General features: G+C 67.9%; 20 protein-coding genes. 15 read left to right on the plus strand and 5 right to left on the minus strand.

Going from position 1 to position 23,456, the window contains the following annotated elements; all coding sequences use genetic code 11:
* Positions 1–71: 71 nt before the first annotated feature.
* From EKE94_RS16570 to EKE94_RS18975, 4 genes are all read left to right on the plus strand, one after another.
* Entirely contained in the window at positions 72–1,496 is a 1,425-nt protein-coding gene (locus tag EKE94_RS16570) for a homospermidine synthase (protein WP_127907745.1), read from the plus strand.
* A gap of 149 nt (positions 1,497–1,645) precedes the next feature.
* A complete protein-coding gene (gene hisC, locus EKE94_RS16575; RefSeq protein WP_127907746.1) occupies positions 1,646–2,746 on the plus strand; it encodes a histidinol-phosphate transaminase in 1,101 nt (366 codons plus the stop codon).
* Entirely contained in the window at positions 2,743–3,675 is a 933-nt protein-coding gene (locus tag EKE94_RS16580) for a prephenate/arogenate dehydrogenase family protein (protein ID WP_127907747.1), read from the plus strand. The genes hisC and EKE94_RS16580 overlap by 4 nt, the downstream gene beginning before the upstream one ends.
* Positions 3,672–4,616, plus strand: coding sequence for an extensin-like domain-containing protein (locus EKE94_RS18975; RefSeq protein ID WP_235856069.1), 945 nt, complete (start codon positions 3,672–3,674; stop codon positions 4,614–4,616). Before EKE94_RS16580 ends, EKE94_RS18975 begins: the two co-directional genes overlap by 4 nt.
* Positions 4,617–4,698: 82 nt before the next feature.
* Here EKE94_RS18975 and EKE94_RS16590 read toward each other — a convergent pair whose 3' ends face one another.
* Positions 4,699–5,898 (minus strand): winged helix-turn-helix domain-containing protein, encoded by a 1,200-nt coding sequence (locus EKE94_RS16590; RefSeq protein WP_235856070.1) that lies wholly within the window; start codon positions 5,896–5,898, stop codon positions 4,699–4,701.
* Positions 5,899–5,908: 10 nt separating this feature from the next.
* Positions 5,909–6,940 carry a DUF2125 domain-containing protein gene (locus tag EKE94_RS16595; protein WP_127907748.1) on the minus strand — a complete coding sequence of 344 codons (1,032 nt, stop codon included), beginning with the start codon at positions 6,938–6,940 and terminating at the stop codon, positions 5,909–5,911.
* A 94-nt stretch (positions 6,941–7,034) separates the two neighbouring features.
* On the opposite strand from EKE94_RS16595, the gene EKE94_RS16600 reads away from it, so the two are divergent.
* The 3 genes from EKE94_RS16600 to EKE94_RS16610 are packed head-to-tail and all read left to right on the plus strand — an operon-like array spanning position 7,035 to position 11,183.
* Complete coding sequence (locus EKE94_RS16600; protein ID WP_127907769.1) at positions 7,035–7,580, plus strand: gamma-glutamylcyclotransferase; 546 nt, start codon at positions 7,035–7,037, stop codon at positions 7,578–7,580.
* A gap of 57 nt (positions 7,581–7,637) precedes the next feature.
* Positions 7,638–8,849 carry a biopolymer transporter ExbB gene (locus EKE94_RS16605; protein WP_127907770.1) on the plus strand — a complete coding sequence of 404 codons (1,212 nt, stop codon included), beginning with the start codon at positions 7,638–7,640 and terminating at the stop codon, positions 8,847–8,849.
* A gap of 18 nt (positions 8,850–8,867) precedes the next feature.
* Positions 8,868–11,183 carry a peptidoglycan -binding protein gene (locus EKE94_RS16610; RefSeq protein WP_127907749.1) on the plus strand — a complete coding sequence of 772 codons (2,316 nt, stop codon included), beginning with the start codon at positions 8,868–8,870 and terminating at the stop codon, positions 11,181–11,183.
* 94 nt (positions 11,184–11,277) lie between these two features.
* Here the strand turns inward: EKE94_RS16610 and EKE94_RS16615 are convergent, their stop codons facing one another.
* The 3 genes from EKE94_RS16615 to gloB all read right to left on the minus strand — a co-directional run bounded on the left by EKE94_RS16615 (position 11,278) and on the right by gloB (position 15,523).
* Positions 11,278–12,180: a M23 family metallopeptidase gene (locus tag EKE94_RS16615; RefSeq protein ID WP_127907771.1), complete on the minus strand. Its 903-nt coding sequence runs from the start codon at positions 12,178–12,180 to the stop codon at positions 11,278–11,280.
* Between the two features lie 74 nt (positions 12,181–12,254).
* Complete coding sequence (clpA, locus tag EKE94_RS16620; protein WP_127907750.1) at positions 12,255–14,576, minus strand: ATP-dependent Clp protease ATP-binding subunit ClpA; 2,322 nt, start codon at positions 14,574–14,576, stop codon at positions 12,255–12,257.
* A gap of 176 nt (positions 14,577–14,752) precedes the next feature.
* Complete coding sequence (gene gloB / locus EKE94_RS16625; RefSeq protein WP_127907751.1) at positions 14,753–15,523, minus strand: hydroxyacylglutathione hydrolase; 771 nt, start codon at positions 15,521–15,523, stop codon at positions 14,753–14,755.
* 63 nt (positions 15,524–15,586) lie between these two features.
* Here gloB and EKE94_RS16630 point away from each other — a divergent pair, with 63 nt between their 5' ends.
* From EKE94_RS16630 to EKE94_RS16665, 8 genes are all read left to right on the plus strand, one after another.
* Complete coding sequence (locus EKE94_RS16630) at positions 15,587–16,333, plus strand: class I SAM-dependent methyltransferase (protein WP_127907772.1); 747 nt, start codon at positions 15,587–15,589, stop codon at positions 16,331–16,333.
* Between the two features lie 363 nt (positions 16,334–16,696).
* Positions 16,697–17,257, plus strand: coding sequence for a F0F1 ATP synthase subunit delta (locus tag EKE94_RS16635; RefSeq protein ID WP_164870995.1), 561 nt, complete (start codon positions 16,697–16,699; stop codon positions 17,255–17,257).
* Positions 17,257–18,789 (plus strand): F0F1 ATP synthase subunit alpha, encoded by a 1,533-nt coding sequence (atpA, locus tag EKE94_RS16640; protein WP_127907753.1) that lies wholly within the window; start codon positions 17,257–17,259, stop codon positions 18,787–18,789. Before EKE94_RS16635 ends, atpA begins: the two co-directional genes overlap by 1 nt.
* A 16-nt stretch (positions 18,790–18,805) precedes the next feature.
* The gene (locus tag EKE94_RS16645; protein ID WP_127907754.1) at positions 18,806–19,687 is read left to right on the plus strand and encodes a F0F1 ATP synthase subunit gamma; all 882 of its coding nucleotides are present in this window, start codon (positions 18,806–18,808) and stop codon (positions 19,685–19,687) included.
* 16 nt (positions 19,688–19,703) lie between these two features.
* The gene (gene atpD, locus EKE94_RS16650; RefSeq protein WP_127907755.1) at positions 19,704–21,128 is read left to right on the plus strand and encodes a F0F1 ATP synthase subunit beta; all 1,425 of its coding nucleotides are present in this window, start codon (positions 19,704–19,706) and stop codon (positions 21,126–21,128) included.
* Between the two features lie 9 nt (positions 21,129–21,137).
* Positions 21,138–21,572: a F0F1 ATP synthase subunit epsilon gene (locus EKE94_RS16655; RefSeq protein ID WP_127907756.1), complete on the plus strand. Its 435-nt coding sequence runs from the start codon at positions 21,138–21,140 to the stop codon at positions 21,570–21,572.
* A gap of 144 nt (positions 21,573–21,716) precedes the next feature.
* Positions 21,717–22,067, plus strand: a complete 351-nt coding sequence (locus EKE94_RS16660; RefSeq protein ID WP_127907757.1) for an H-type lectin domain-containing protein — start codon at positions 21,717–21,719, stop codon at positions 22,065–22,067.
* Between the two features lie 175 nt (positions 22,068–22,242).
* Complete coding sequence (locus EKE94_RS16665) at positions 22,243–23,175, plus strand: HNH endonuclease (RefSeq protein WP_127907758.1); 933 nt, start codon at positions 22,243–22,245, stop codon at positions 23,173–23,175.
* The last annotated feature ends 281 nt before the right edge of the window (positions 23,176–23,456 follow it).

Genomic DNA, 23,456 nt, shown 5'->3' on the forward strand with positions numbered 1-23,456 from the left:
CGCCGCCGCTCCGGTTCCCATCCTCCCGTGCATTCGCTATTCCTCGGGTAAAGCTTGTTCGAGGACCCGCGATGCGCACGCAATATCCCGTTTACGGCCGGATCGACGGCCCCATCGTCATCATCGGTTTCGGCTCGATCGGCCGTGGCACGCTGCCGCTGATCGAACGGCATTTCGACTTCGACGCGGAGAAGCTCTGCGTCGTCGAACCCGACCCCGCCGCCAGCACCTTTCTGGCCCAGCGGGACATCACCCACGTGCAAGAGGCCCTGACGCCGCAGAACTACCGCGAGGTTCTGGGGCGGCTGTTCCCCGAGGGGCAGGGCGGTTTCTGCGTCAATCTCTCGGTCGACACCTCGTCGCTCGACCTGATGAAGTTCTGCCGCGAACGCGGCGTGCTCTACATCGACACGGTGGTCGAACCCTGGGCGGGGTTCTACTTCGAGACGACCGACAACGCGCAGCGCACGAACTACGCCCTGCGCCAGAAGGTGCGTGACGAAAAGGCGGCCAACCCCGGCGGCACCACTGCGGTCTCCTGCTGCGGGGCCAACCCCGGCATGGTGTCGTGGTTCGTGAAAGAGGCTCTGACCACGCTTGCGCGGGACACCGGCCGGGTGACCCCCGCACCCGCCAACCGCGCGGACTGGGCGACCCTGATGCGCGACCTGGGCGTCAAGGGCGTCCACATCGCCGAACGCGACACCCAGGCCCGCCGCCGCCCCCGCCCGCGTGGCACCTTCGTCAACACCTGGTCGGTCGAGGGCTTCATCGCCGAAGGCTTCCAGCCGGCCGAACTGGGGTGGGGCACGCACGAGACGTGGTTCCCCGAAAATGGCCACAGCTTCGACACCGGCTGCCAGTCCGGCATCTGGCTGGCGCGGCCGGGCGCCATCACCCGGGTCCATACCTGGTGCCCGACGCCGGGGCCGCAGTTCGGCTTTCTCGTCACGCATAACGAGGCGATCTCGATCTCGGATTACTACACCCTGGGCGACGTCTCCGCGCCCGAGTTCCGCCCGACCTGCCACTATGCCTACCACCCCTGCGACGACGCGGTGCTGTCGCTGCACGAGATGTTCGGCTCGGGCCGGCAGCAAAGCGTGCACGAGATCCTCGACGAATCCGAGATCGTCGAGGGCATCGACGAACTGGGCGTGCTGCTTTACGGGCACGAGAGGAACGCGCTCTGGTACGGCTCGCGCCTGTCGAACGAAGAGACGCGGCAACTGGCGCCCTACCAGAACGCAACCGGGCTTCAGGTGACCAGCGCGGTGCTGGCCGGCATGGTCTGGGCGCTCGAAAATCCGCAGGCGGGCATCGTCGAGACCGACGAGATGGACCATGCCCGGTGCCTTGAGGTGCAGCGTCCCTACCTCGGACCGGTCGAGGCGCATTATACCGACTGGACGCCGTTGCAGGACCGGTGGGAGCATTTCGAGGAGGATATCGACCCCTCAGACCCCTGGCTGTTCCGCAACGTGCTGGCCAGTTGACGCGCCGGCCCGCGGTCCCGTGCCCGGCGTAAGCCTCCGGTTGTGGGTGCCGGCCTGACCCGGGGGAGCGAAACGATCCGGCCGGGGCCTGCGGGCTCTGGCCACACCCCTGCGCCGGCGCTATGCAGACGTCAGCCAAGAGGAACTTCATGACCCACGCCATCCATCCGCAACCCGGCATCCTGGACATCTCGCTCTACCAGGGCGGGGCAAGCCATGTCGACGGCGTCTCGGACGTGGTGAAGCTGTCGTCGAACGAAAACCCCTTCGGCCCGCCCGAAAGCGCGAAGGAGGCGATGCGCCGCACCGCTCACCTGATGCACCGCTATCCGCCCACTGATCACGCGGCCCTGCGCCACGCGATCGCCGAGGTGCACTCCCTGGATGCCGAGCGTGTCATCTGCGGCGCGGGCTCGGACGAGATCATCCACTTTCTCTGCCAGGCCTATGCCGGCCCGGGGGACGAGGTGATCCACACCGAGCACGGGTTCTCGATGTATCGCATCTCGACCCTGGCCGCCGGGGCCCACCCCGTCGAGGTGCCCGAGCGTGAGCGGACCGTCGATGTCGACGCGATCCTCGATGCCTGCTGTTTCCGCACCAAGCTGGTGTTCATCGCCAACCCGGCGAACCCCACGGGCACGATGATCGGTGCGAACGACATCGCGCGGCTGGCCGCCGACCTGCCGCCGCACACGCTTCTGGTGCTGGACGGCGCCTATGCCGAATTCGTGGATGGTTTCGACGGGGGCGCCGGGCTGGTCGACAAGCGTGACAACGTCTTCATGACGCGGACGTTCTCCAAGCTTTACGGGCTGGGCGGTCTGCGGATCGGCTGGGGCTACGGCCCCGCGCATGTGATCGACGTGCTGAACCGCATCCGCGGACCCTTCAACCTGTCCGAAACCCAGCTAGCCGCGGCCGAGGCCGCCGTGCGCGACCGCGACTGGGCCGACCGCTGCCGGGCCGAGAATGCGCGCATGCGCACCTGGCTGGCCAAGGCGCTGGCAGAGCTGGGCGTGCCTTCGGATACCTCGTGCGCGAACTTCGTTCTGGCGCGGTTCACCGATGCCGACGAGGCGCAGGCCTGCGACCGGTTCCTGCGCGGCGAAGGGCTGATCGTGCGGCAGGTCGCGGGCTACAAGCTGCCCAACTGCCTGCGGATCACGGTGGGCGACGAAGCCTCGTGCCGCCGCGTTGTCCACGCCGTCGCGCGGTTCCGCGATACCTACGGGGAACACCGGGCGTGAGCGTGATCTACGACCGCGTCGCCCTGATCGGGCTTGGCCTGATCGCGGGATCAATGGCCCACGCAATGCGTCGCGCGGGTGTGGCAGGCGACATCGTGGGCACGGCCCGGTCGGCCGAGACCCGCGCCACAGCTCAAGAGATCGGGTTGTGCGACCGCATCGTTGCGACCGCGGCCGAGGCCGTGGCGGATGCTGACCTGGTCGTGCTGGCCGTGCCGGTGGGCGCGATGGCCGCGGTCGCCGAGGAGATCGGCCCGCACCTGAAGCCCGGCGCGACGGTCACCGACGTGGGGTCGGTCAAGAAGGCGGTGGTCGAGGCCGTGGGCCCGCATATCCCGGCGGGCGTGCACTTCATCCCCGGGCATCCCCTGGCGGGGACCGAGCATTCCGGCCCGCGCGCGGGCTTTGCCGAACTTTTCGACAACCGCTGGTGCCTGCTGGTGCCGGTGGAGGGCACCGAGACCGGCGCGCTCGAGCGTCTGCGCGGTTTCTGGGAGGCGCTCGGCGCGCAGGTCGAGCAGATGGACCCCGAGCATCACGACCTGGTGCTCGCCGTGACCAGCCACACGCCGCACTTGATCGCCTACACGATGGTGGGTGTGGCCGACGACCTGCGGCGGGTGACCGATAGCGAGGTCATCAAGTTCTCGGCTGCCGGGTTTCGCGACTTTACCCGCATCGCGGCCAGCGACCCCACCATGTGGCGCGACGTGTTCCTGACCAACAAGGATGCGACGCTGGAGATACTTGGCCGCTTCACCGAAGAGCTGTTCGCGTTGCAACGCGCGATCCGCACCGGCGACGGCGACCAGCTTTTCGACTACTTCACCCGCACCCGGGCGATCCGCCGCGGGATCATCGACGCGGGCCAGGACACCGATGCCCCGGATTTCGGGCGCGGCCTGAGCCGGGCGCAGAAGGCGGGATGAAACGCACGGCGATCGTCCTGGCCCTGGGTCTGGCCCTGGGTCTGGCCCTTGGCGGGACCGCACCCGGCGCATGGGCCGATCGGGCCCGGCAGATCCCCACCGACGGGGCGCCGGGCACGCCCGCGACCGGGGCTGAGGAGCGAGGCGCGGCAGACGCCGTATCCGGCGCCTCGGCGAACCAGCCGGTCACGGCCAGGGGCGGAGACGTGTCGCAGAAGGCAACGACCGACCAGACCCAGCCAATCCTTGCCGTCTCACCGCGGCCGCAGGCGCGTCCCGGGGCATCCGGCGGCGGGCCGGCAGTGCGGATGCAGGTATCCCGGCCGCAAGTCACCCGCGCGGGCGGGGCGCTGTTGCTCAGTTCGCCACGCCCCCCGGGGCGGCCCGACGTGGTGCCGGCGATGGGGCAGCGACGCGGCGGCGCTATCTGCGGCGACCCTCAGCTGACGGGGCAACGCCTGCCACGCATCCGCAGCAGCACAAGGGGGTGCGGCATCGCCGAGCCTGTGCAGGTGACAGCGGTGGCGGGCGTGACGCTCAGCCAGCCCGCGACGCTGGATTGCGGGGCGGCGCGGGCGCTCGGGACATGGGTGACCCGGACCGCCAAGCCAGCCGTGGGCCGCGCGGGCGGCGGCCTGGCGCAGCTGCACGTCGCCGCACATTACATCTGCCGCACGCGCAACAACCGGGCGGGGGCGAAGGTGTCCGAGCATGGCCGGGGCCGGGCCATCGACATCAGCGCCGTCGTCCTGCGCGACGGCACGACGCTCGACATCCTGCGCGGCTGGCGCGATCCGCAGGCCGGGCCGCTCTGGCACCGGCTGCACCAGGGGGCCTGCGGGCCCTTCGGCACCGTTCTGGGACCGGAGGCGGACCGGTATCACCAGGATCACCTGCATCTCGACGTGCCGGCCTCGGGCCGCGGGCCCTACTGCCGCTGACCTGCGCGGGCAGGAGACCTGCGCCTCCGGCGGGAGTATTTTCGAAAAGGAGAAATGATGGGCGTGCGAGAGTTTTGTGCGGTCAGTCCGGGCGCAGTGCGTCGGGGGCCCATGTGACCGTGTCGAGGCCTGCGAAGCGGGCGGTGCGGGCCAGCGCGGCGTCGAGCCGGGCGCGCCGGCCCGTGCCCATGCGCACGCCGGGTTCGGGCCAGAGGGCGGCGACGTGCAGGGCGCCGGCCTTGCGGTCGGCGGACATGTCGATGCGGCCGACCAGGCGTTCGCCCTCGAGCAGGGGAAAGACGTAGTAGCCCCAGCGGCGGCGGTGGGCCGGCACGAAGATCTCGATCCGGTAGTGGAAGCCGAAGAGCCGCTCGGTCCGGGCACGGTCGCGGATCATCGGGTCGAAGGGTGACAACACGCGGATCTGGCCGGGCGCGGGCGGCAGCGCTTGGGCCTCGGCGACGGTGCCGGGGCGGGCAAGCCGCGGATGGCGGCGCCCGTCGGCGCCTTCGACCAGGATCTCTTCGACCATGCCGCTGTTTGCCGCGGCAACGGCCCATGTCTTCATCTCCTCGGGCGTGGCGAGATCCCAGAACGCCGCGAGTTCCCCGGGCGAGGCAAAGCCCAGCCGGTCCAGCGCGGCGGTCGCCGCCCAGTCGAGCGTCTCGGTCTCGGAGACCTGCGGATGGTCGGGGTAGATGCGCGAGGCAAGGTCGTAGACCTTGCGGAACCCGTCGCGCCGCGCCACGGCCAGCTGCCCGGTGCGCCAGAGGTATTCGAGCGCCGTTTTGGACGGGTGCCAATCCCACCAGCCGGTGCTGCGCCCGGGGCGTTCGCCCGTGAAGTCGTCTGACCGCAGCGGCCCCTCTGCGGCGATCCGGTCGAGAACGGGGGTGAAGCGCGCCTCGTACCCCGGTTCGCGCCATGTCTTCCAGCGGCGCTGCAACCGGGCCGCATCGCGCGCGAAGCGGTGACGCCAGTGCGGCAGCCAGTCTGTTGGCAAGATCGCCGCGTCATGCGTCCAGTGTTCGAAGAGCAGCCTGTCGCGGTCCAGAAGCGGGGCCAGATGCGCCGGACGGTAGGCGGTGCGGCGGGCGTGGAGGATCATGTGGTGCGCACGCTCGACCGTCGAGACGCTGTCGAGCTGCACGAAGCCCAGGCCCCGGATGACCGACATCAGGTCGGCCCCGCGCCCGGGCCCGGAGGGGGGCGCAAGCAGCCCGTGCCGGTCGAGAAACAGCCGCCGGGCCGTACCGTTGCGCAGGAGAGGCCGGTCGCTCACGCCCCCGTCCTCAGCGGACCCGCAGGCGCGGCGCGGGGCCCAGCGGCAGGGGACCTAGGTAGATGCCGCCGTCGCGCAGGTTGAGTGGCGCCTCGATGGTCGCGCCGCCCTCTGCCTCGCCCCCGGCCGCGGCGCCGGATCCGCCGACGCCCGCCATCATCGCAAGGCCGCCCTCGGCCCCCCGGGCCATGTCGGGGGTGATAAGTCCGGAATCCGTCGCCAGCGCCAACAGCATCCGCCAGTTGCGCGCCGTCACCGTCAGCCGCCCCGTCGGCACGCCCGCGGCATCGATGTCGAGGTCGCCGCGCAGCGCGATCTCGATCTCGCCCCAGTGGCCGCTGAGGTCCGACACCGAGATGCGTCGCGGTGTCTGCGGCGCGCCGGTAGCGCGCAGCGGCGCGGCAAATTCGGCCGTCGCGTCGAGGTGCAGCCGCTCGACCGTTTCGGGCAGGCGGTCGCCCGGGTCGAGGATGCGATGCAGTTCGTACCCCGGGGAAAGGTCGAGGGCCTCGATCCCGATCTCGTAGGTCGCTGTTGCGGCCGGCATCAGGCGCAGGGCGGCGCGCGCCTCGGCCAGCGTCGCGCCGGCGCCGTTATTCCCCTCGATCGACAGGTCGCGGGCGACGAAGGTGGCGCGGTTCAGAGCCAGATCGGTGTTCGGGGCTACGACGACGCTGCCCTTCATGCTGTCGCTGAGGATATTGAGCTGCGCGTCGGGCAGGGTCAGCGTCTGGGTATGCGGCAGGGCGAGGATGACGTGGTTCGGCCGATAGGACAGGGCAAGGATCTGCACGAACGGCGCCTGCCAGTGCCACCCCGCCTGCGGATCGCCGAACTGCGGGGCGGTGATGGTGGTGTCGAACCGGTTGGGAAAGCCCGACGTCGCGATCTCCGACGCCTCGGCCACGCGGCCGCCGGCCCGGATCTCTTCGAAGATGCCCGGCACGTGCCGTGCGATCGCGGCCCGTCCGACGAACCAGTATCCGCTCCACACCACTGTGAAGACGACGAGAAGCCCGACGAGGATTTTCAACAGTCGCATTCCGGCCCTTTCCCCCCAACTGGGATGTTGTTTACAAGTCTGCGGCCGCAAGGGCCATGATCGAAGGAGAACGGCCAAGATGCAGAACCGCCCGATGTGGGTCTTCGGCTACGGATCGCTGATCTGGAACCCCGGTTTTCCCGAGGCTGAGCGGATCGTCGCCACGTTGCCGGGCTATGCCCGGTCGTTCTGCATGCGCTCGATCCACCACCGCGGCAGTGTTGAAACGCCCGGCCTGGTCCTGGCTTTGGCCGAGGCGGCGGGCGACACCTGCACCGGCCTGGCCTTCCGGGTCGAGGAGGGCGCCGAAGAGGTGACGCTGACCGCGTTGCGTGAACGCGAGCTCATCTCCTCGGCCTATCTCGAACGTCACGTGACGCTCGATCTGGTAGACGGGAGGCAGGTCGAGGCGCTGGCCTATGTCATCGACCCCGCGCATGTGCAGTATTGCGAGCTTGAGCTGGACGAGCAGGCGCGCATCATCGCCCACGCGCATGGCGGGCGCGGGCCCAATGCCGAATATCTTTACAACACCGCCGAACATCTTGCCGATCTGGGGATCGGGGACGAGGCGCTTGAATGGCTCGCCGCCCGCGTTCGTGACATAGAAAAAGGGGGCGCGTCCGATTCGCCCGTTTGATTTCCCCTGCGTCGCGCTTATGCTGCGGCGCAACGACAAGGTCAGGACCCGTCTATGATGAGCGAGCCGGACCGCGAGGCCGCGGCGCAGTTTTCCCAGCCGGTGCGGCAGATCGTCATGATGCTGATCGTGCTGGTTCTGGTGGCGTTGGGCGCTTACGTGGCGTTTCCCCGCGTGGCGCCCGTCTTCCTTGCCAACCCTTGGCTGAACGGCTTCATCGGGCTGGTTTTCGTGCTGGGGGTAATGGCCTGTTTCTGGCAGGTCATGCAGCTGGTGGGCTCCGTCAACTGGATCGAAGGCCACGCCGCAGGCAATCCGGGCCACGAGAACGTCGCCGCGCCGCGGCTGCTGGCGCCGCTGGCCGCCTTGATGCGGTCGCGCGGGCGGGCGATGCAGATCTCGCCCACCTCGTCGCGGTCGATCCTGGATTCCGTCGCCACCCGCATCGACGAAGAGCGGGACATCACCCGCTACATCGCCAACTTTCTGATCTTCCTCGGGCTTCTCGGCACCTTCTACGGTCTTGCCACCACCGTTCCGGCCATCGTCGACACCATCCGCAACCTTGCCCCGCAAGAGGGCGAGGATGGGATGGAGGTGTTTTCGCGCCTGATGAGCGGGCTCGAGGCGCAGCTGGGCGGCATGGGCGTGGCCTTTGCCTCGTCCCTTCTGGGGCTGGCCGGGTCGCTGGTCGTGGGGCTGCTGGAGCTTTTCGCGGGCCACGGGCAGAACCGGTTCTACCGCGAGCTTGAGGAATGGCTGTCGTCGATCACCCGGCTGGGCTTTTCCACGGGCGAAGGCGAAATGTCCTCGGATCAGGCCATGATCGCCTCGATGATGGAGCATGTGGCCCAGCAGATGGACCGGCTGCAGGCGCTCTATGTCGCGTCGGACGAAAGCCGGGCGCAGGTCGATGCGCGGCTGGCGGATCTGGCGGGCTCGGTTGAGCGGCTGACCGCCCGGATGGAGGCCGAGGGCAGCGTGACCGCGTCGCTCGACCGCGTGGCCGAGGGGCAGGGGCGCCTGGCCGAGGTGCTGGAGGCGCAGATCGAACAGGCCTCGGGCGGTATCGACGCGGAAAGCCGGATGCGCCTGCGGTCGATCGACGTGCAGCTTCTGCGCCTGCTCGAAGAGATCTCGGCCGGCCGGCAGGAGGCGACCAGCGAGTTGCGGCAGGACCTGCGCCAGCTGCTGCGGGCGGTGCGCAACCAGGCGCCCGCCGGTCGTCCCGGTGGCGATCTGGGCCGGGTGGGCGGCAGCCGCGGCTGATAGGGGGCGCACCGAGCTATGGCATTGTCGCGACGTTCCTCCGCCCGGGCCTCGGCCCCGATCTGGCCCGGCTTCGTCGATGCCATGACGGCGCTGTTGCTGGTGATGATGTTCGTGCTGACCATCTTCATGGTGGTGCAGTTCACCTTGCGCGAAACCATCACCGGGCAGGAAAGCCAGCTGGACGAATTGTCGGGCGAGGTCGCGGGACTGACCCGTCTTCTGGGGCTGGAACGCGACCGGGCCGAGACGCTGGAAAGCTCGAATGAAAGCCTGTCCGCCGACCTTGCCGCGGCGCGGGATCGTGCGGCCGAACAGGCGGATCTGATCTCTGCGCTGACCGCCGAACGCGCCCGGCAGGATGACCGGATCGCCAGTTTCGAGGATCGCGTCGCCAGCCTGATCGCCGAACGCGACACCGCGCAGGCCGAGCGCACCGCGCTTGTCTCCGAACAAGAGGCGCTGAACCTCGCCCTGGCCACGGCCCGGGACGAGATTGACGCGCAAGCCGAGGCGGCGCGCCTTGCCGCCGCCCGCCGCGAGGCGCTGGAAAGCCTGACCGCCGAGCTGCGCGCCGAGGTGGCGCAAAGTGAGGCCTCGCTGACGGACGCGCTGGCGCGGCTTGACGATCGCGCGGGCGAGACGCAGGCGCTGACCGCCCGCGTCTCCGAGCTTGAGGACGAGCTGTCGCAGGAGGAGGCCCGCCGTCTAGAGGAGCTGGCCGCCGCCGAGGCCCTCCGCGACCGTCTGGCGGATCGGCAGGACACGCTTGATGCCGAAGAGCAGGCGCGCCTCGCCGAAGCCGCGGCAGCCGAAGCGCTGCGTGCCCGGCTCGCCTCGTCCGAGGCCGAGCTGACAGCGATGTCCCTTGCTCTGGAAGAGCGGCGCAGGGAGGCGGAAGAGACGCTGACCTTGCTGGCCGCGGCCCGCGCCGCCGAAAAGGATCTGGATGCCCGGCTTGCCGCGGCCGTCCTGGCCCGCGACAGCGCCGTCGAGCAGCTGGACGCGGCGAACGAGGATCGTGCCGACCTCAACCGGCGGCTGGCCGTCGCCGTCCTTGCGCGCGACAGCAACGCCGAGCAGGTCGACGCGTTGCAATCGGCGTTGGACGCGGCCGAGGTCGACCGGGCCGACCTGAACACCCGTCTCGCCGCGGCCCTGGTGTCTTCGGAAGAGGCGGATGCCCGGCTTGCGGCGTCGGAAGAGGATCGCGCGGCACTGAACGACCGTCTGGCCGCCGCGCTGCTGGCGCAGACCGAAACCGAGGCCAGCCTTGCCGCCCGCACCGACGCGCTCGACACCGCGCGGGCGGATCAGGCCGATCTGCAGGAGCGTCTGGCCGCGGCGCTGGCCGCGCGCGATGCGGCCGCGGATGATCTGGCGCAAAGCGAAACCGCGTTGCAGGCCGCGTTGGCCGCCCGCGCCCTGGCCGAGGATGCCACGGCAGACACCGATGCGCGCATCGCGGACCTGCTCTCGCAGCGTGACGCAGCCGAGGCACAGGCCGGCGACCTGCGCGATCGGCTGGCCGCGGCGCTGGCCGCGCAGGGCGAGGCGGAAGCCGCGGCCGAGGCCCGCCTGACCGAAGCCGAGCGTCAGGCCGAGCTTTTGGCACAGGCGCGGGCCGCCCTGTCCGACGAAGAGAGCCTGACAGATGAAGGCCAGCGCAAGGTCGAGGCACTGAACCAGCAGGTGGCCCAGCTGCGGTCCGAGCTGGGCAAGCTTCAGACGCTTCTGGACCTCGCCGACGAACGGGATGAAGAGGCGCAGGTGCAGATCGACCGTCTGGGCGGGCAGGTCAACGCCGCGATGGCCCGCGCGCTCGCGGCCGAGCGTGAGCGCGCCCAGATGGAGGCCGCCGAACGCGAACGTCTCGAACGCTACCAGTCCGAGTTCTTCGGCCAGCTGCGCGACGTGCTTGACGACCGCGAGGGCGTGCAGATTGTCGGCGACCGCTTCGTCTTTTCCTCCGAGGTGCTGTTCGACAGCGCCTCGGCCGACCTGTCCGACGCGGGCCGGGCGCAGATTGCCGAGGTCGCGCGGCTTCTCTTCGACGTGGCCGACGAGATACCCGACGATATCGACTGGGTGATCCGCGTCGACGGCCACACCGATGATGTGCCCCTGCTTCCCACCGCGGCCTACGAAGATAACTGGGAGCTGAGTCAGGCCCGGGCGCTGTCGGTCGTGCGCTTCATGACCGAGGATCTGGGATTCCCCGCCGACCGCCTGGCCCCCACGGGTTTTGGGGAATACCGCCCGGTAAACACCGCCGGCACCGCCGAGGCCCGCGCCCAGAACCGCCGGATCGAGCTGAAGCTGACCGAACGCTGAGGCGCGGGTGCCGTCGGTCCGAAGCCGTTCGTTCGGCGGCTTGGCCCAGGGTTAACGGCCGCCCGACAGGCCGCCGGGCGGACTGGCCGCGGGTCTATTCGATGCGGGTGGTGGCGGGGCGGGACTGGATGATCTTGCCGTCCCGGATCAGCCGCACCTCGCCCTCGTAGTTGCCCATGGGCCAGCCGCCTTCGGGGCTGCGCCGACCGACGGCGCGAAAGAAGGCGGGCTGGGACTGCTCCAGCGACACGGTTTCCGAAAGCACGGGGCCATCGGGCCCGGTGATGTCGAAGACCATCTCGTCGCCCGCACGTCCGGTGTAGGCATAGCCCCAGATCACGAGCGCGGCGGCTTCGGCGGGCAGGGTGTCGTTGGCGGCAGTGCCCGCCTTGACGGTCTGGTAGTCGGGGATCGCATCGGCAAAGCCCGTCGCGATCAGGCCACCGGGGCTATAGGCCGGGGGCTCCTGCCACAGCATGTCCTCGGGGCGCACGTCGTCGTCGCCGCAGGAGGCCTGCGAGCGCGGCGCGAAGGGATCGATGTCGCGCCCGTCATGGCGCACCGACAGGTGGACATGGGGAAAATTGGTCTTTCCCGAAAGTCCGATCTGCCCGAGCATCGTGCCCTTGGCCACACGCCGCCCCTCGGTGACGGTGATCGAGCCCTTCTTCAGGTGGCAATACTGGGTTTCCCACCCGTCGCCATGGGCCACGACCACGCCGTTGCCGCATTCGCGCCCTTCGATCGCGGCAAGGTCCTCGGCGCCCTTGATGCGGTCCTCCTCGCCGTCGCGAATGGCGAGGACGGTGCCGGGGGCCGCGGCCAGCACGTCCACCCCGGCCTCCATGACGGCCAGCGAAGGAACGGCGAAATCCGTTCCGTAATGCGCGTCGTCCGTCAGGGGGCCGCACATGTAATCAGCCGCCCCGGAGGACGGGTCAGCGTCGAAGTATCGGGGGATGTAGCAGTCGTCGCCCGGCGTGCAGGCGATGGGCATGTTCAAAACGGGGTCCCTCGCGGCGGCGGGCGCCGCGAGGGTGAGCGTCAGAACCGCCGCAAGGCCGGCGCGGATCACTCGGCGGTCAGAAGCGGTGGCTTCTTGGACCCGAGGCGCCGGGTCTCGGGCGGATCGATCCGAAGATCGATTTCGCCGTCCTTGACGCCGACATGCACCACGCCGCCCTTGGACAGCTTGCCAAAGAGCAATTCCTCGGCCAGCGGCTTCTTGATGTACTCCTGGATCACGCGACCCAGCGGGCGGGCGCCCATCTTGTCGTCGTAGCCCTTGTCGCCCAGCCACTGCGCGGCCGCGGGCGACAGCTCGATGCTGACGTTGCGGTCCAGAAGCTGTGCTTCAAGCTGGAGGACGAATTTCTCGACCACCTGCAGGATGACCTCCTTGGGCAGCGGCGCGAAGCTGATGACCGCGTCCAGACGGTTGCGGAACTCGGGCGTGAACGTCCGCTCGATCGCGGCGGTATCCTCGCCCTCGCGGCGGTCGCGGCCGAAGCCGATGGCCGCCTTGGCCTGTTCCGCGGCGCCCGCGTTCGACGTCATGATCAGGATCACGTTGCGGAAATCCACCGCCCGGCCGTTATGGTCGGTCAGCTTGCCGTGATCCATCACCTGCAGAAGGATGTTGAAGACATCCGGGTGCGCCTTCTCGATCTCGTCGAGCAGGAGCACGCAGTGCGGGTGCTGGTCCACGCCGTCGGTGAGCATGCCACCCTGGTCGAAGCCCACGTAGCCCGGAGGTGCGCCGATCAGGCGCGAGACCGCGTGCTTCTCCATGTATTCCGACATGTCGAAACGCAGCATCTCGACCCCCAGCGAATCCGCCAGCTGCTTGGCCACCTCGGTCTTGCCGACACCGGTGGGGCCGGCAAAGAGGTAGTTGCCGATGGGCTTTTCGGGTTCGCGCAGGCCTGCCCGCGCCAGCTTGATGGCCGAGGAGAGGGCGGTGATCGCCGCGTCCTGTCCGAACACCACGCGCTTCAGCGTGCCTTCGAGGTCTTTCAGAACCTCGGCATCGTCCTTGCTGACGTTCTTCGGCGGGATCCGGGCGATCTTGGCGACCACGGCCTCGATCTCCTTGGTGCCGATGGTCTTGCGTCGCTTCGATTCGGCCACGAGGTGCTGCGCCGCGCCGGCCTCGTCGATGACGTCGATGGCCTTGTCGGGCAGCTTGCGGTCGTTGATGTAGCGCGACGACAGCTCGACAGCCGACTTGATGGCGTCGGCGGTGTATTTGATGTCGTGGTGCTTTTCGAAGTACTCCTTGACCCCTTTCAGGATCTTCACGGCATCCTCGACAGAGGGTTCGGCGACGTCGATCTTCTGGAACCGGCGCGACAGGGCCCGGTCCTTTTCGAAGTGCTGGCGGAACTCCTTGTACGTGGTCGAGCCCATGCAGCGCAGCTTGCCGCCCTGCAGCGCGGGTTTGAGCAGGTTCGAGGCGTCCATCGCGCCGCCCGAGGTGGCGCCGGCGCCGATGACGGTGTGGATCTCGTCGATGAAGAGCACCGCGTCGGGGTGTTCCTCAAGCTCGGTCACCACGGCCTTGAGCCGTTCCTCGAAATCGCCGCGATAGCGGGTCCCGGCAAGCAGGGCCCCCATGTCGAGGCTGAAGATCGTGGCGCCGGACAGGACCTCGGGCACCTCGCCCTTCACGATCTTGCGCGCCAGACCTTCCGCGATGGCCGTCTTGCCTACACCGGGGTCGCCGACCAGCAGGGGGTTGTTCTTGCGCCGACGGCATAGCACCTGCACGCAGCGCTCGACCTCGTGCTCGCGTCCGATCAGGGGATCGACGTCGCCCTTCTTGGCCTTCGTGTTCAGGTCGACGCAGTACTTGCCAAGCGCCGATTCCTTCTGGTCTCCGCCATCCTCGCTCGCCATCTCTTCCTCGAGCTCCGGAGCTCCGGAGACAGGCCGGCTTTCACCGAACGAGGGATTCTTGGCGACCCCGTGAGCGATGAAGTTGACTGCGTCATACCGCGTCATGTCCTGCTCCTGCAGGAAATAGGCGGCATTCGATTCGCGTTCGGCGAACATGGCGACCAGCACGTTGGCGCCGGTCACCTCGGTCCGGCCAGAGCTTTGGACGTGGATCGCGGCACGCTGGATCACCCGCTGGAACGCGGCGGTGGGGACGGCTTCGGAGCCTTCGACCTCGGTGATCAGGGTCGACAGGTCGTCGTCGATGAAATCGACGAGAACGCTGCGAAGCTCTTCCAGGTCTACCGAACAGGCCTGCATGACCTTCGCGGCGTCAGGTTCGTCGACGAGAGCCAGAAGCAGGTGTTCGAGGGTTGCGAGTTCATGCCGGCGGGCGTTGGCCAGCGCCAGCGCGGCGTGGATGGCTTGCTCGAGCGTATTCGAAAATGAAGGCACGCGGCGTGCTCCTTCCTGTCTTTGGGCCGGGATGGGTCGGGGCCCGTCCTGACCGTGGCCTCACAAGGTTAAAGCTTGGTTGTTCCGGGCCATGCTTCAAGAGAAAACTGCCGCGTGCCGCTCACAAATTGCGTGAACGATACGAAAGACCCGGGTGGGGCGCAGGAATGGGCGGGCTAGAAGGCATCCTTGCGCTGCCGGATCTCGGCGAACACGGCGGCGTCGTCGTCTCCTTCCATAGATAGGGCGGCCTTTACCGGGTTTAAGTGGGCGCGCAGGAAGGGATTGGTCTCTTTCTCCTCGGCCAGCGTCGAGGGGACCGTGGGCTTGCCCGCCGCACGCGACGCCTCGATCCCGGCGATCCGGTTCTGCAGCGCAACGTTGTCGGGCTCGATCGTCTGGGCAAACCGCGCGTTGGCCTGGGTGTATTCGTGACCCGAGTAGACCACGGTCCGGTCGGGCAGGGCGGCGATCTTGCACAGGCTGTGCCACATCATCTCGGCCGAGCCCTCGAACAGGCGCCCGCATCCCAGCGCCATCAGGGTGTCGGCGGTGAACACGGCCTCGCCCTGCGGGATCCAATAGGCGATGTGGCCGACGGTATGGCCCGGCACGTCCAGCACGCGGACCTCGTGGTTCATCATCTCGAAGGGCTCGTCCTCGGTCACGGCAAGATCGAGCGGGGGCAACCGGTTGGCGTCCGCCGCCGCGCCGATGGTGCGCAGGTCGGGCTGGTGGGTCTGCAGCTCGGGCAGGCCGGCCACGTGGTCGTCGTGGTGGTGCGTGAACAGAACGTGGTTCAGACGCCAACCCCGATCGTCGAGCACCTTCAGGATCGGCCCGGCCTCGGGCGCGTCGACCAGCGCGGTTTCCCCCGAGGCGGGATCGTGCAGCAGGAAGGCATAGTTGTCGGCGAGACACGGCACTGTGAGAATTTCAAGCGGCATGGCGTTCCGGGCTCCTTGTTCCTATCTTCGCATCAGGACATGCGACATTTCCGGGCCGCGGCAATGCATCTCGACGTGCTGGATCTTCGAACCTTCTACTACCGCACGGCTTTGGGCCGTGCGGCGCAAAAGGCGATCCGGGGCCAGGTGCAGCGGCTGTGGCCCGAGGCCCATAAACAGACGGTGGCGGGATTCGGTTTCGCGGCGCCGCTGTTGCGGCCGTATCTCGCCGAGGCGCGGCGGGTGACGGCGCTGATGCCGGGCCAGCAGGGGGTGATGCCCTGGCCCGCGGGAATGCCCAACGTGTCCGTCCTGTGCGAAGAGACGCTGTGGCCGGTGCAGACGGGGCAGGTGGACCGCCTGATCCTGCTGCACGGGCTGGAAACCTCGGAAAACCAGGCGGCGGTGCTGGACGAATGCTGGCGGGTTCTGGGCCCCGGCGGGCGGGCGCTGTTCATCGTGCCGAACCGCGCGGGCCTGTGGGCGCGGCGCGACCGCACGCCCTTCGGCTTCGGCCGTCCCTATAGCCTGAGCCAGCTCGAGGCGCAGTTGGCGCGGCATGATTTCCGCGCGGAACGCCATGCCGCGGCCCTGTTCCAGCCGCCTTCGGACCAGCGGTTCTGGCTGAAGACCGGGCCGATCTGGGAAAACGCGGGGCGGCGGATTTCGAACCACTATGCCGGCGGCGTGCTGATCGTTGAGGCGGTGAAGCAGGTCCATGCGCCCACGCGTCCCAATCTGCCCGAGGCGGTCAGCAGGCCGCTGCGCGCGCTCGACGGTATCGCCCAGCCCGAGGCGCGCCCGGTCTGAGGCGCAAGTGCCGTGAGCCCACGCCGCGCCGGGTCGGTCCAGAATCGGACCGGAAGACCACCGCAGCAATCACCCATGACGCGAACGCGGGGCAGGGCGGTGCGCGGTCTCGCAGGTTGCCGCGGACGGTCGGTGTGGGGGATCTTGGCGGTCGCGCGACAGGGCGCGGCGGATACGCCACGTATTGTTCCTGCACGACGCATTGACGCATCATGGCGGGGTGTTGGCTGTTGCGGGTAGGGGAGGCCTCTGCTACACCCACGCCGATTTCGATGACATGCTTACCAGCATGATCCAAGCAGAGCCTCCGCTGCCCCGGCTACGGGACGGTGCGGGGCATATAACGATGTCGAAAGGGTGGACGTGTCCGAACCAGCTTCGATTTCAACCGGCATTGCGCAACGCTATGCCACGGCCATCTTCGAACTGGCCAAGGAAGACAACGCGCTCGATGCGGTGGATCGCGACGTCGATGCGCTGGATGCGGCGCTGTCGGAAAGCGCGGACCTGCGCGATCTGATCCACTCGCCGATCTACACCCGTACCGCGCAGGAGGCCGCCATCGGCGCCGTCGCGGTGAAAATGGGTTTGACCGGGATCTTGGTCAACACGCTCAAGTTGATGGCGTCGAAGCGGCGGCTGTTCGTTCTGCCGCAGCTGCTGACCGAACTTCGCGCCATGATCGCCGAGGAAAAGGGCGTCGTCACCGCCGAGGTGACCGCCGCACAGGCGCTGTCGGACGATCAGCGCGCCCGCCTCGCCGAAACGCTCAAGGCCCAGGTCGGCCGCGACATCAAGCTGAACACGACCGTCGATGAGAAGCTCATCGGCGGTCTTATCGTCAAGGTGGGCTCGAGAATGATCGACACGTCGGTCCGCTCGAAGCTCCTTTCCCTCCAGAATGCTATGAAAGAGGTCGGATAATGGGAATCCAGGCAGCCGAAATCTCTGCTATCCTCAAGGAGCAGATCAAGAACTTCGGGGCGGAAGCCGAAGTCTCCGAGGTCGGCCGCGTGCTGTCCGTCGGTGACGGGATCGCCCGCGTCCACGGCCTCGATTCCTGCCAGGCCGGCGAAATGGTCGAATTCCCCGATGGCACCCGGGGCATGGCGCTGAACCTCGAAGCCGACAACGTCGGCGTCGTGATCTTCGGCTCGGACCGTGACATCCGCGAAGGCGACACCGTCAAGCGCACCAACTCGATCGTGGACGTCGGCGTCGGCGAGGGCCTTCTGGGCCGTGTGGTCGACGGTCTCGGCAACGCGATCGACGGCAAGGGTGCGATCGACGCGACCGAACGCCGGGTGGCCGACGTCAAGGCGCCGGGCATCATGCCGCGGAAATCGGTGCACGAGCCCATGGCGACCGGCCTCAAGGCCATCGACGCGATGATCCCGATCGGCCGCGGCCAGCGCGAGCTGATCATCGGCGACCGCCAGACCGGCAAGACCGCCGTCGCGCTCGACACCGTGCTGAACCAGAAGTCGTACAACGACGCCGCCACCGACGAGGGCGACAAGCTGTACTGCATCTACGTCGCCATCGGCCAGAAGCGGTCGACCGTGGCGCAGCTTTACAAGCGTCTCGAAGAGTCGGGCGCGCTGGAATACACCACCGTCGTCGCCGCGACCGCGTCGGACCCCGCGCCGATGCAGTACCTCGCGCCCTACACCGCGACCGCGATGGCCGAGTATTTCCGCGACAACGGCCGCCACGCGCTGATCATCTACGATGACCTGTCCAAGCAGGCTGTGGCGTATCGCCAGATGTCGTTGCTGCTGCGCCGTCCGCCGGGCCGCGAAGCCTACCCGGGCGACGTGTTCTACCTGCACTCCCGCCTGCTGGAACGTTCGGCCAAGCTGAACGAGGAAAACGGCTCGGGCTCGCTGACGGCGCTGCCGATCATCGAAACCCAGGGCGGCGACGTGTCGGCGTTCATCCCGACCAACGTGATCTCGATCACCGACGGCCAGATCTTCCTGGAAACCGACCTGTTCTACCAGGGCGTCCGTCCGGCCGTGAACACCGGTCTGTCGGTGTCGCGGGTTGGCTCTGCCGCGCAGACCAACGCGATGAAGTCGGTCGCCGGCCCGGTGAAGCTGGAACTGGCGCAGTACCGCGAAATGGCGGCCTTCGCGCAGTTCGGGTCGGACCTCGACGCCTCGACCCAGCGCCTGCTTAACCGCGGTGCGCGCCTGACCGAGCTGATGAAGCAGCCGCAGTATGCTCCGCTGACCAACGCGGAAATCGTCTGCGTCATCTTCGCCGGCACCAACGGCTACCTCGACAAGGTCGCGGTGAAGGATGTCAGCCGGTTCGAACGCGGCCTGCTGCAGCACCTGCGGTCCGAGAAGAACCTGCTGGAGTGGATCACCACGGAAGACCCCAAGATCAAGGGCGACGCCGCAGACAAGATCAAGGCGGTTCTGGACGACTTCGCCAAAGACTTCGCCTGAGCCCGGGGATAACTGAATGCCGAGCCTCAAGGACCTCAAGAACCGGATCTCGAGCGTCAAGTCGACGCGCAAGATCACGAAGGCCATGCAGATGGTCGCCGCGGCGAAGTTGCGCCGCGCGCAAGAGGCCGCAGAGAATGCGCGGCCCTACACTGACCGTTTCAACGCGGTCATGGCGCAGCTTGCCGGGTCGGTCGAAGGAAGTTCGACCGCTCCGCGCCTGCTGGCGGGCACCGGCGACGACCAGACCCATCTGATCGTCGTCATGACCGCCGAGCGCGGCCTGTGCGGGGGCTTCAACGCCTCGATCACGCGGCTTGCCCGCTACCGCGTCCAGCAGCTGGTGGGCGAGGGCAAGACCGTCAAGATCCTGACCGTCGGCAAGAAGGGCCGCGATATGCTGCGTCGCGACCACGGCGACAAGTTCGTGGGCCACGTCGACCTTTCCGAGGTCAAGCGCGTCGGCTACTCGAACGCGCAGGAGATCGCGCAGGACATCCTGGGCCGTTTCGATGAGGGCGAATTCGACATCGCCACCATTTATTACGGCCGTTTCGAAAGCGTCATCAGCCAGAAGCCGACCGAACAGCAGATCATTCCTGCCAAGTTCGACGCGGTGGACGAGGGTGAGCAGGCGGCCTCGGCGCAGTACGACTACGAGCCGTCGGAAGAACAGATCCTCGCCGATCTTCTTCCGCGCAGCGTGGCGACCCAGATCTTCGCCGCCCTGCTGGAAAACGGCGCGTCCGAGATGGGCGCGCGGATGAGCGCGATGGACAACGCCACACGCAATGCGGGCGAGATGATCGACAAGTTGACGATCGAATACAACCGCACGCGCCAGGCCGTCATCACCAACGAGCTGATCGAGATCATTTCGGGCGCCGAGGCGCTCTAGGACCGGAGACAACAACATGGCAAACGCAGAAGGACGAGTGACCCAGGTCATCGGCGCCGTGGTGGACGTTCATTTCGACGGCCACCTGCCCCAGATCCTGAACGCCCTCGAAACCGACAACAACGGCAAGCGGCTGGTGCTCGAAGTTGCGCAGCACCTGGGCGAAAGCTCGGTTCGCACGATCGCGATGGACTCGACCGAAGGCCTGGTGCGCGGTCAGTCCGTGACCGACCTCGGCAAACCGATCACCGTGCCTGTGGGCAACGCGACGCTGGGCCGCATCCTGAACGTCATCGGCGAGCCCGTGGACGAAGGCGGCCCTATCGAGGCCGACGAACACCGCGCCATCCACCAGCCCGCGCCCGACTTTTCGGAACAGTCGACCAGTTCCGAGATCCTCGTCACCGGCATCAAGGTCATCGACCTGCTGGCGCCCTATTCCAAGGGCGGCAAGATCGGCCTCTTCGGCGGCGCCGGGGTGGGCAAGACGGTTCTGATCCAGGAACTGATCAACAACATCGCCAAGGTGCACTCGGGCTTCTCCGTGTTCGCCGGCGTGGGCGAGCGGACGCGTGAAGGTAACGACCTTTACCACGAGATGATCGAAGGCAACGTCATCCGCCCCGACAACCTGTCGGAATCGAAGGTGGCGCTGGTCTACGGCCAGATGAACGAACCGCCGGGGGCCCGTGCCCGCGTCGCCCTGACCGGCCTGACCCTGGCCGAGCAGTTCCGCGACCAGTCCGGGACCGACGTTCTGTTCTTCGTCGACAACATCTTCCGCTTCACGCAGGCGGGGTCCGAGGTGTCGGCGCTTCTGGGCCGTATCCCCTCGGCCGTGGGCTACCAGCCGACGCTGGCCACCGACATGGGCCAGATGCAGGAACGCATCACCTCGACCAAGGCCGGCTCGATCACCTCCGTGCAGGCGATCTACGTGCCCGCGGACGACCTGACCGACCCTGCGCCGGCCACGTCCTTCGCCCACCTCGACGCCACGACCACGCTGAACCGGGCGATCTCGGAACTCGGCATCTACCCGGCCGTGGACCCGCTCGACTCGACCAGCCGGATCCTCGATCCGCAGGTCGTGGGCGAAGAGCACTATCAGGTGGCGCGTGACGTGCAGGGGATCCTGCAACGCTACAAGTCGCTGCAGGACATCATCGCCATTCTCGGCATGGATGAACTGTCGGAAGAGGACAAGCTGACCGTGGCCCGCGCCCGGAAGATCCAGCGCTTCCTCAGCCAGCCCTTCGACGTGGCGCAGGTCTTCACCGGCACGCCCGGCATCCAGGTTCCGCTGGAAGACACGATCGCATCGTTCAAGGCCGTGGTTGCCGGCGAATACGATCACCTGCCTGAAAGCGCCTTCTACATGGTTGGCGGCATCGAGGACGTGAAGGCCAAGGCCGAGCGGCTCGCCTCGGAAGCGGCGTAAGGAGGGACCATGGCCGACACGATGCAATTCGATCTGGTCAGCCCCGAGCGGCGGCTCGTGTCGCGTCAGGTGACCGAGGTCCGCATTCCCGGTGCCGACGGCGATCTGACGGCGGGGCCCGGCCACGTGCCGGTCATCACCACGCTGCGTCCCGGCATCCTGCGGATCGACGGCCCCGACGGCGGGGTCGACGAATACGCGGTGACGGGCGGCTTCGCCGAGATCAACGGCGAAAGCGTTTCGGTGCTGGCCGAGCAGTCGCTGCACACCAGCGACGTGACGCAGGAGGTTCTCGAGGGCTACATGGTCGAGGCTGAAAAGGCCCATGCACGTGCCCGCGACGCCGGCGAACATTCGGCGGCGGACGACATCGCCAAGGTGCTGTCGGACATGGTGGCCATGGGCACGCATGTTGGGCTGAACCCGCGTCAGCCGAACCTGTAGCGGCGCACCGGGCCGCGCGACCCAACGGGCGCGTTCCGGAACGCTCGCACATGATAAAGAGGCCCCGGCGCACCTGCCCGGGGCCTTTTTCTATATGATGACGGTCGCAGGGCCGTGGAGGACGTTCAGGGGCAGGAGACGGCCATGCGGCGGTTCGACCAGCAGCAGATCGGGGTGGCGCAGGGGCAGGTCCTGCTGTTCTCGGACTTCAAGCATGACGGCGAGATGTGGACCGGTGCCGGCCCCCGCGAGATTCTGCAGGATGTCCGCTTCGACACTCCGTTCCGGGATCCTCCGGTGGTGCATGTGGCCGTCAGCATGTGGGACACCGATGCCGGCAGCAACCAGCGCGGCGACGTGACCGCCGTCGACGTCACGGCCGAGGGGTATACTCTGCGCTTCGGAACATGGGGCGACACGCGCATCGCCCGACTACGCATTCTCTGGACAGCCATCGGCGCGGCACGCGATCCCGACCTCTGGGATGTGGACTGAGCCTGTGCTGAGCTGAGGGGGCAGGGGGCTCTGCCTGGCGGCTGTTTGCACTGCCCCAGGCCGTTGCTGGACTTCAGGGGCGCGCGTCGGCGCCGGGATAAGCGCAAGGCGCGATGCGCGCGCTCGCCATACAAGAAACCCTTGCATCTCCGCCTGTTACCGCTTTCCTGGGCGCATGGTGAAGCTTGTCCTCCTCCACAAGGCCGACTCGATCTATGATGACGTGCCGGACGACGTCTATGACTTCCCGCGCTCCTACCTGAAGGCCATCGAGGACGCGGTGGGTGACTGGGTCGTCTACTACGAGCCGGTGAAGGCAGGCCCTCGGGGCTATTTCGCGGTGGCTAAGATTGAGCGGGTGATCCCGAAGCCCGGTGCCGAGGGGCGGTTCCTCGCCATGATCGAGCCCGGGACCTTCCTTTCCTTTGACCGGGAAGTGCCGCGGCTGGTGGAGGGACGCCCCATGGAAGCGGCGCTGACCGAGCCGGACGGGACGCCGAAGAAAGGCGGTGCGGTGCAGCGTGCCGTGCGGCGGCTGCCCGAGGCGGATTTCGCCCGCATCGTCAATCTCGGGCTGCCGCAGGAGCTGGAGCAGATCGAGGCGACGCGCTACGACCCGCAACCGGCCGAGCTGGGTGAGGGCGCCGAGGTCTTCGAGCGTCCGGTGCTCGAGCGCCTTACCCGGAGGCCCTACCGCGAGGTCGCGTTCCGCCGGAAGGTGCGGGAGGCGTATGGCTACCGCTGCGCCATGTCGGGGCTGATGCTGCGCAATGGCGGCGGGCGGCCGGAGGTGCAGGCGGCGCATATCCGCCCCGTGGAAAGCCAGGGCAGCGACTCGGTGCGCAACGGTCTCGCCCTCTCCGGCACGCTCCATTGGATGTTCGATCGCGGCCTGATCTCCGTCGCCGACGACTGCGAGACGATCCTCGTCTCTCACAACAAGGTGCCCGGGGACGTCGTGGGGCGTCTGCTGGCGCCCGATGGCAAGCTGGTCAGGCCCGAGGACCCACGGAACGTGCCGCATCCGGAGAACCTGCGCTGGCACCGGGAAAACGTCTTTGGCCGCAGCCTGCCCGAGGGGCCCGCGCCGTGGGCCGGCCAGGGCTGAACATCGGCCCGGACGCGACGCTGCTTCAAAGGGGACGGGGACGAAGTCGCCGAAGCAATTAAGGCGCAGCAATCGGGGCACCCTTGCTTGGACCGGGATGTCGGATCGATCAGGCCGGTGGCGCGCGGCCGGATCGGAGGGGCAGGGAGGGTGCGTGGCGATCTTCTTCGCATGCGCTGAGGTCGCCTTCACAGGCCGTTCCCGGAAAAGAACGTCGGTGAAGCCGGCATCGGCCTCTTCGTGATCGGCGGGTATCTCGGCTCTGGACTCATTGAGTTTCA

Source organism: Mesobaculum littorinae (genome assembly GCF_004011175.1).
GTDB classification, from domain to species: domain Bacteria; phylum Pseudomonadota; class Alphaproteobacteria; order Rhodobacterales; family Rhodobacteraceae; genus Tranquillimonas; species Tranquillimonas littorinae.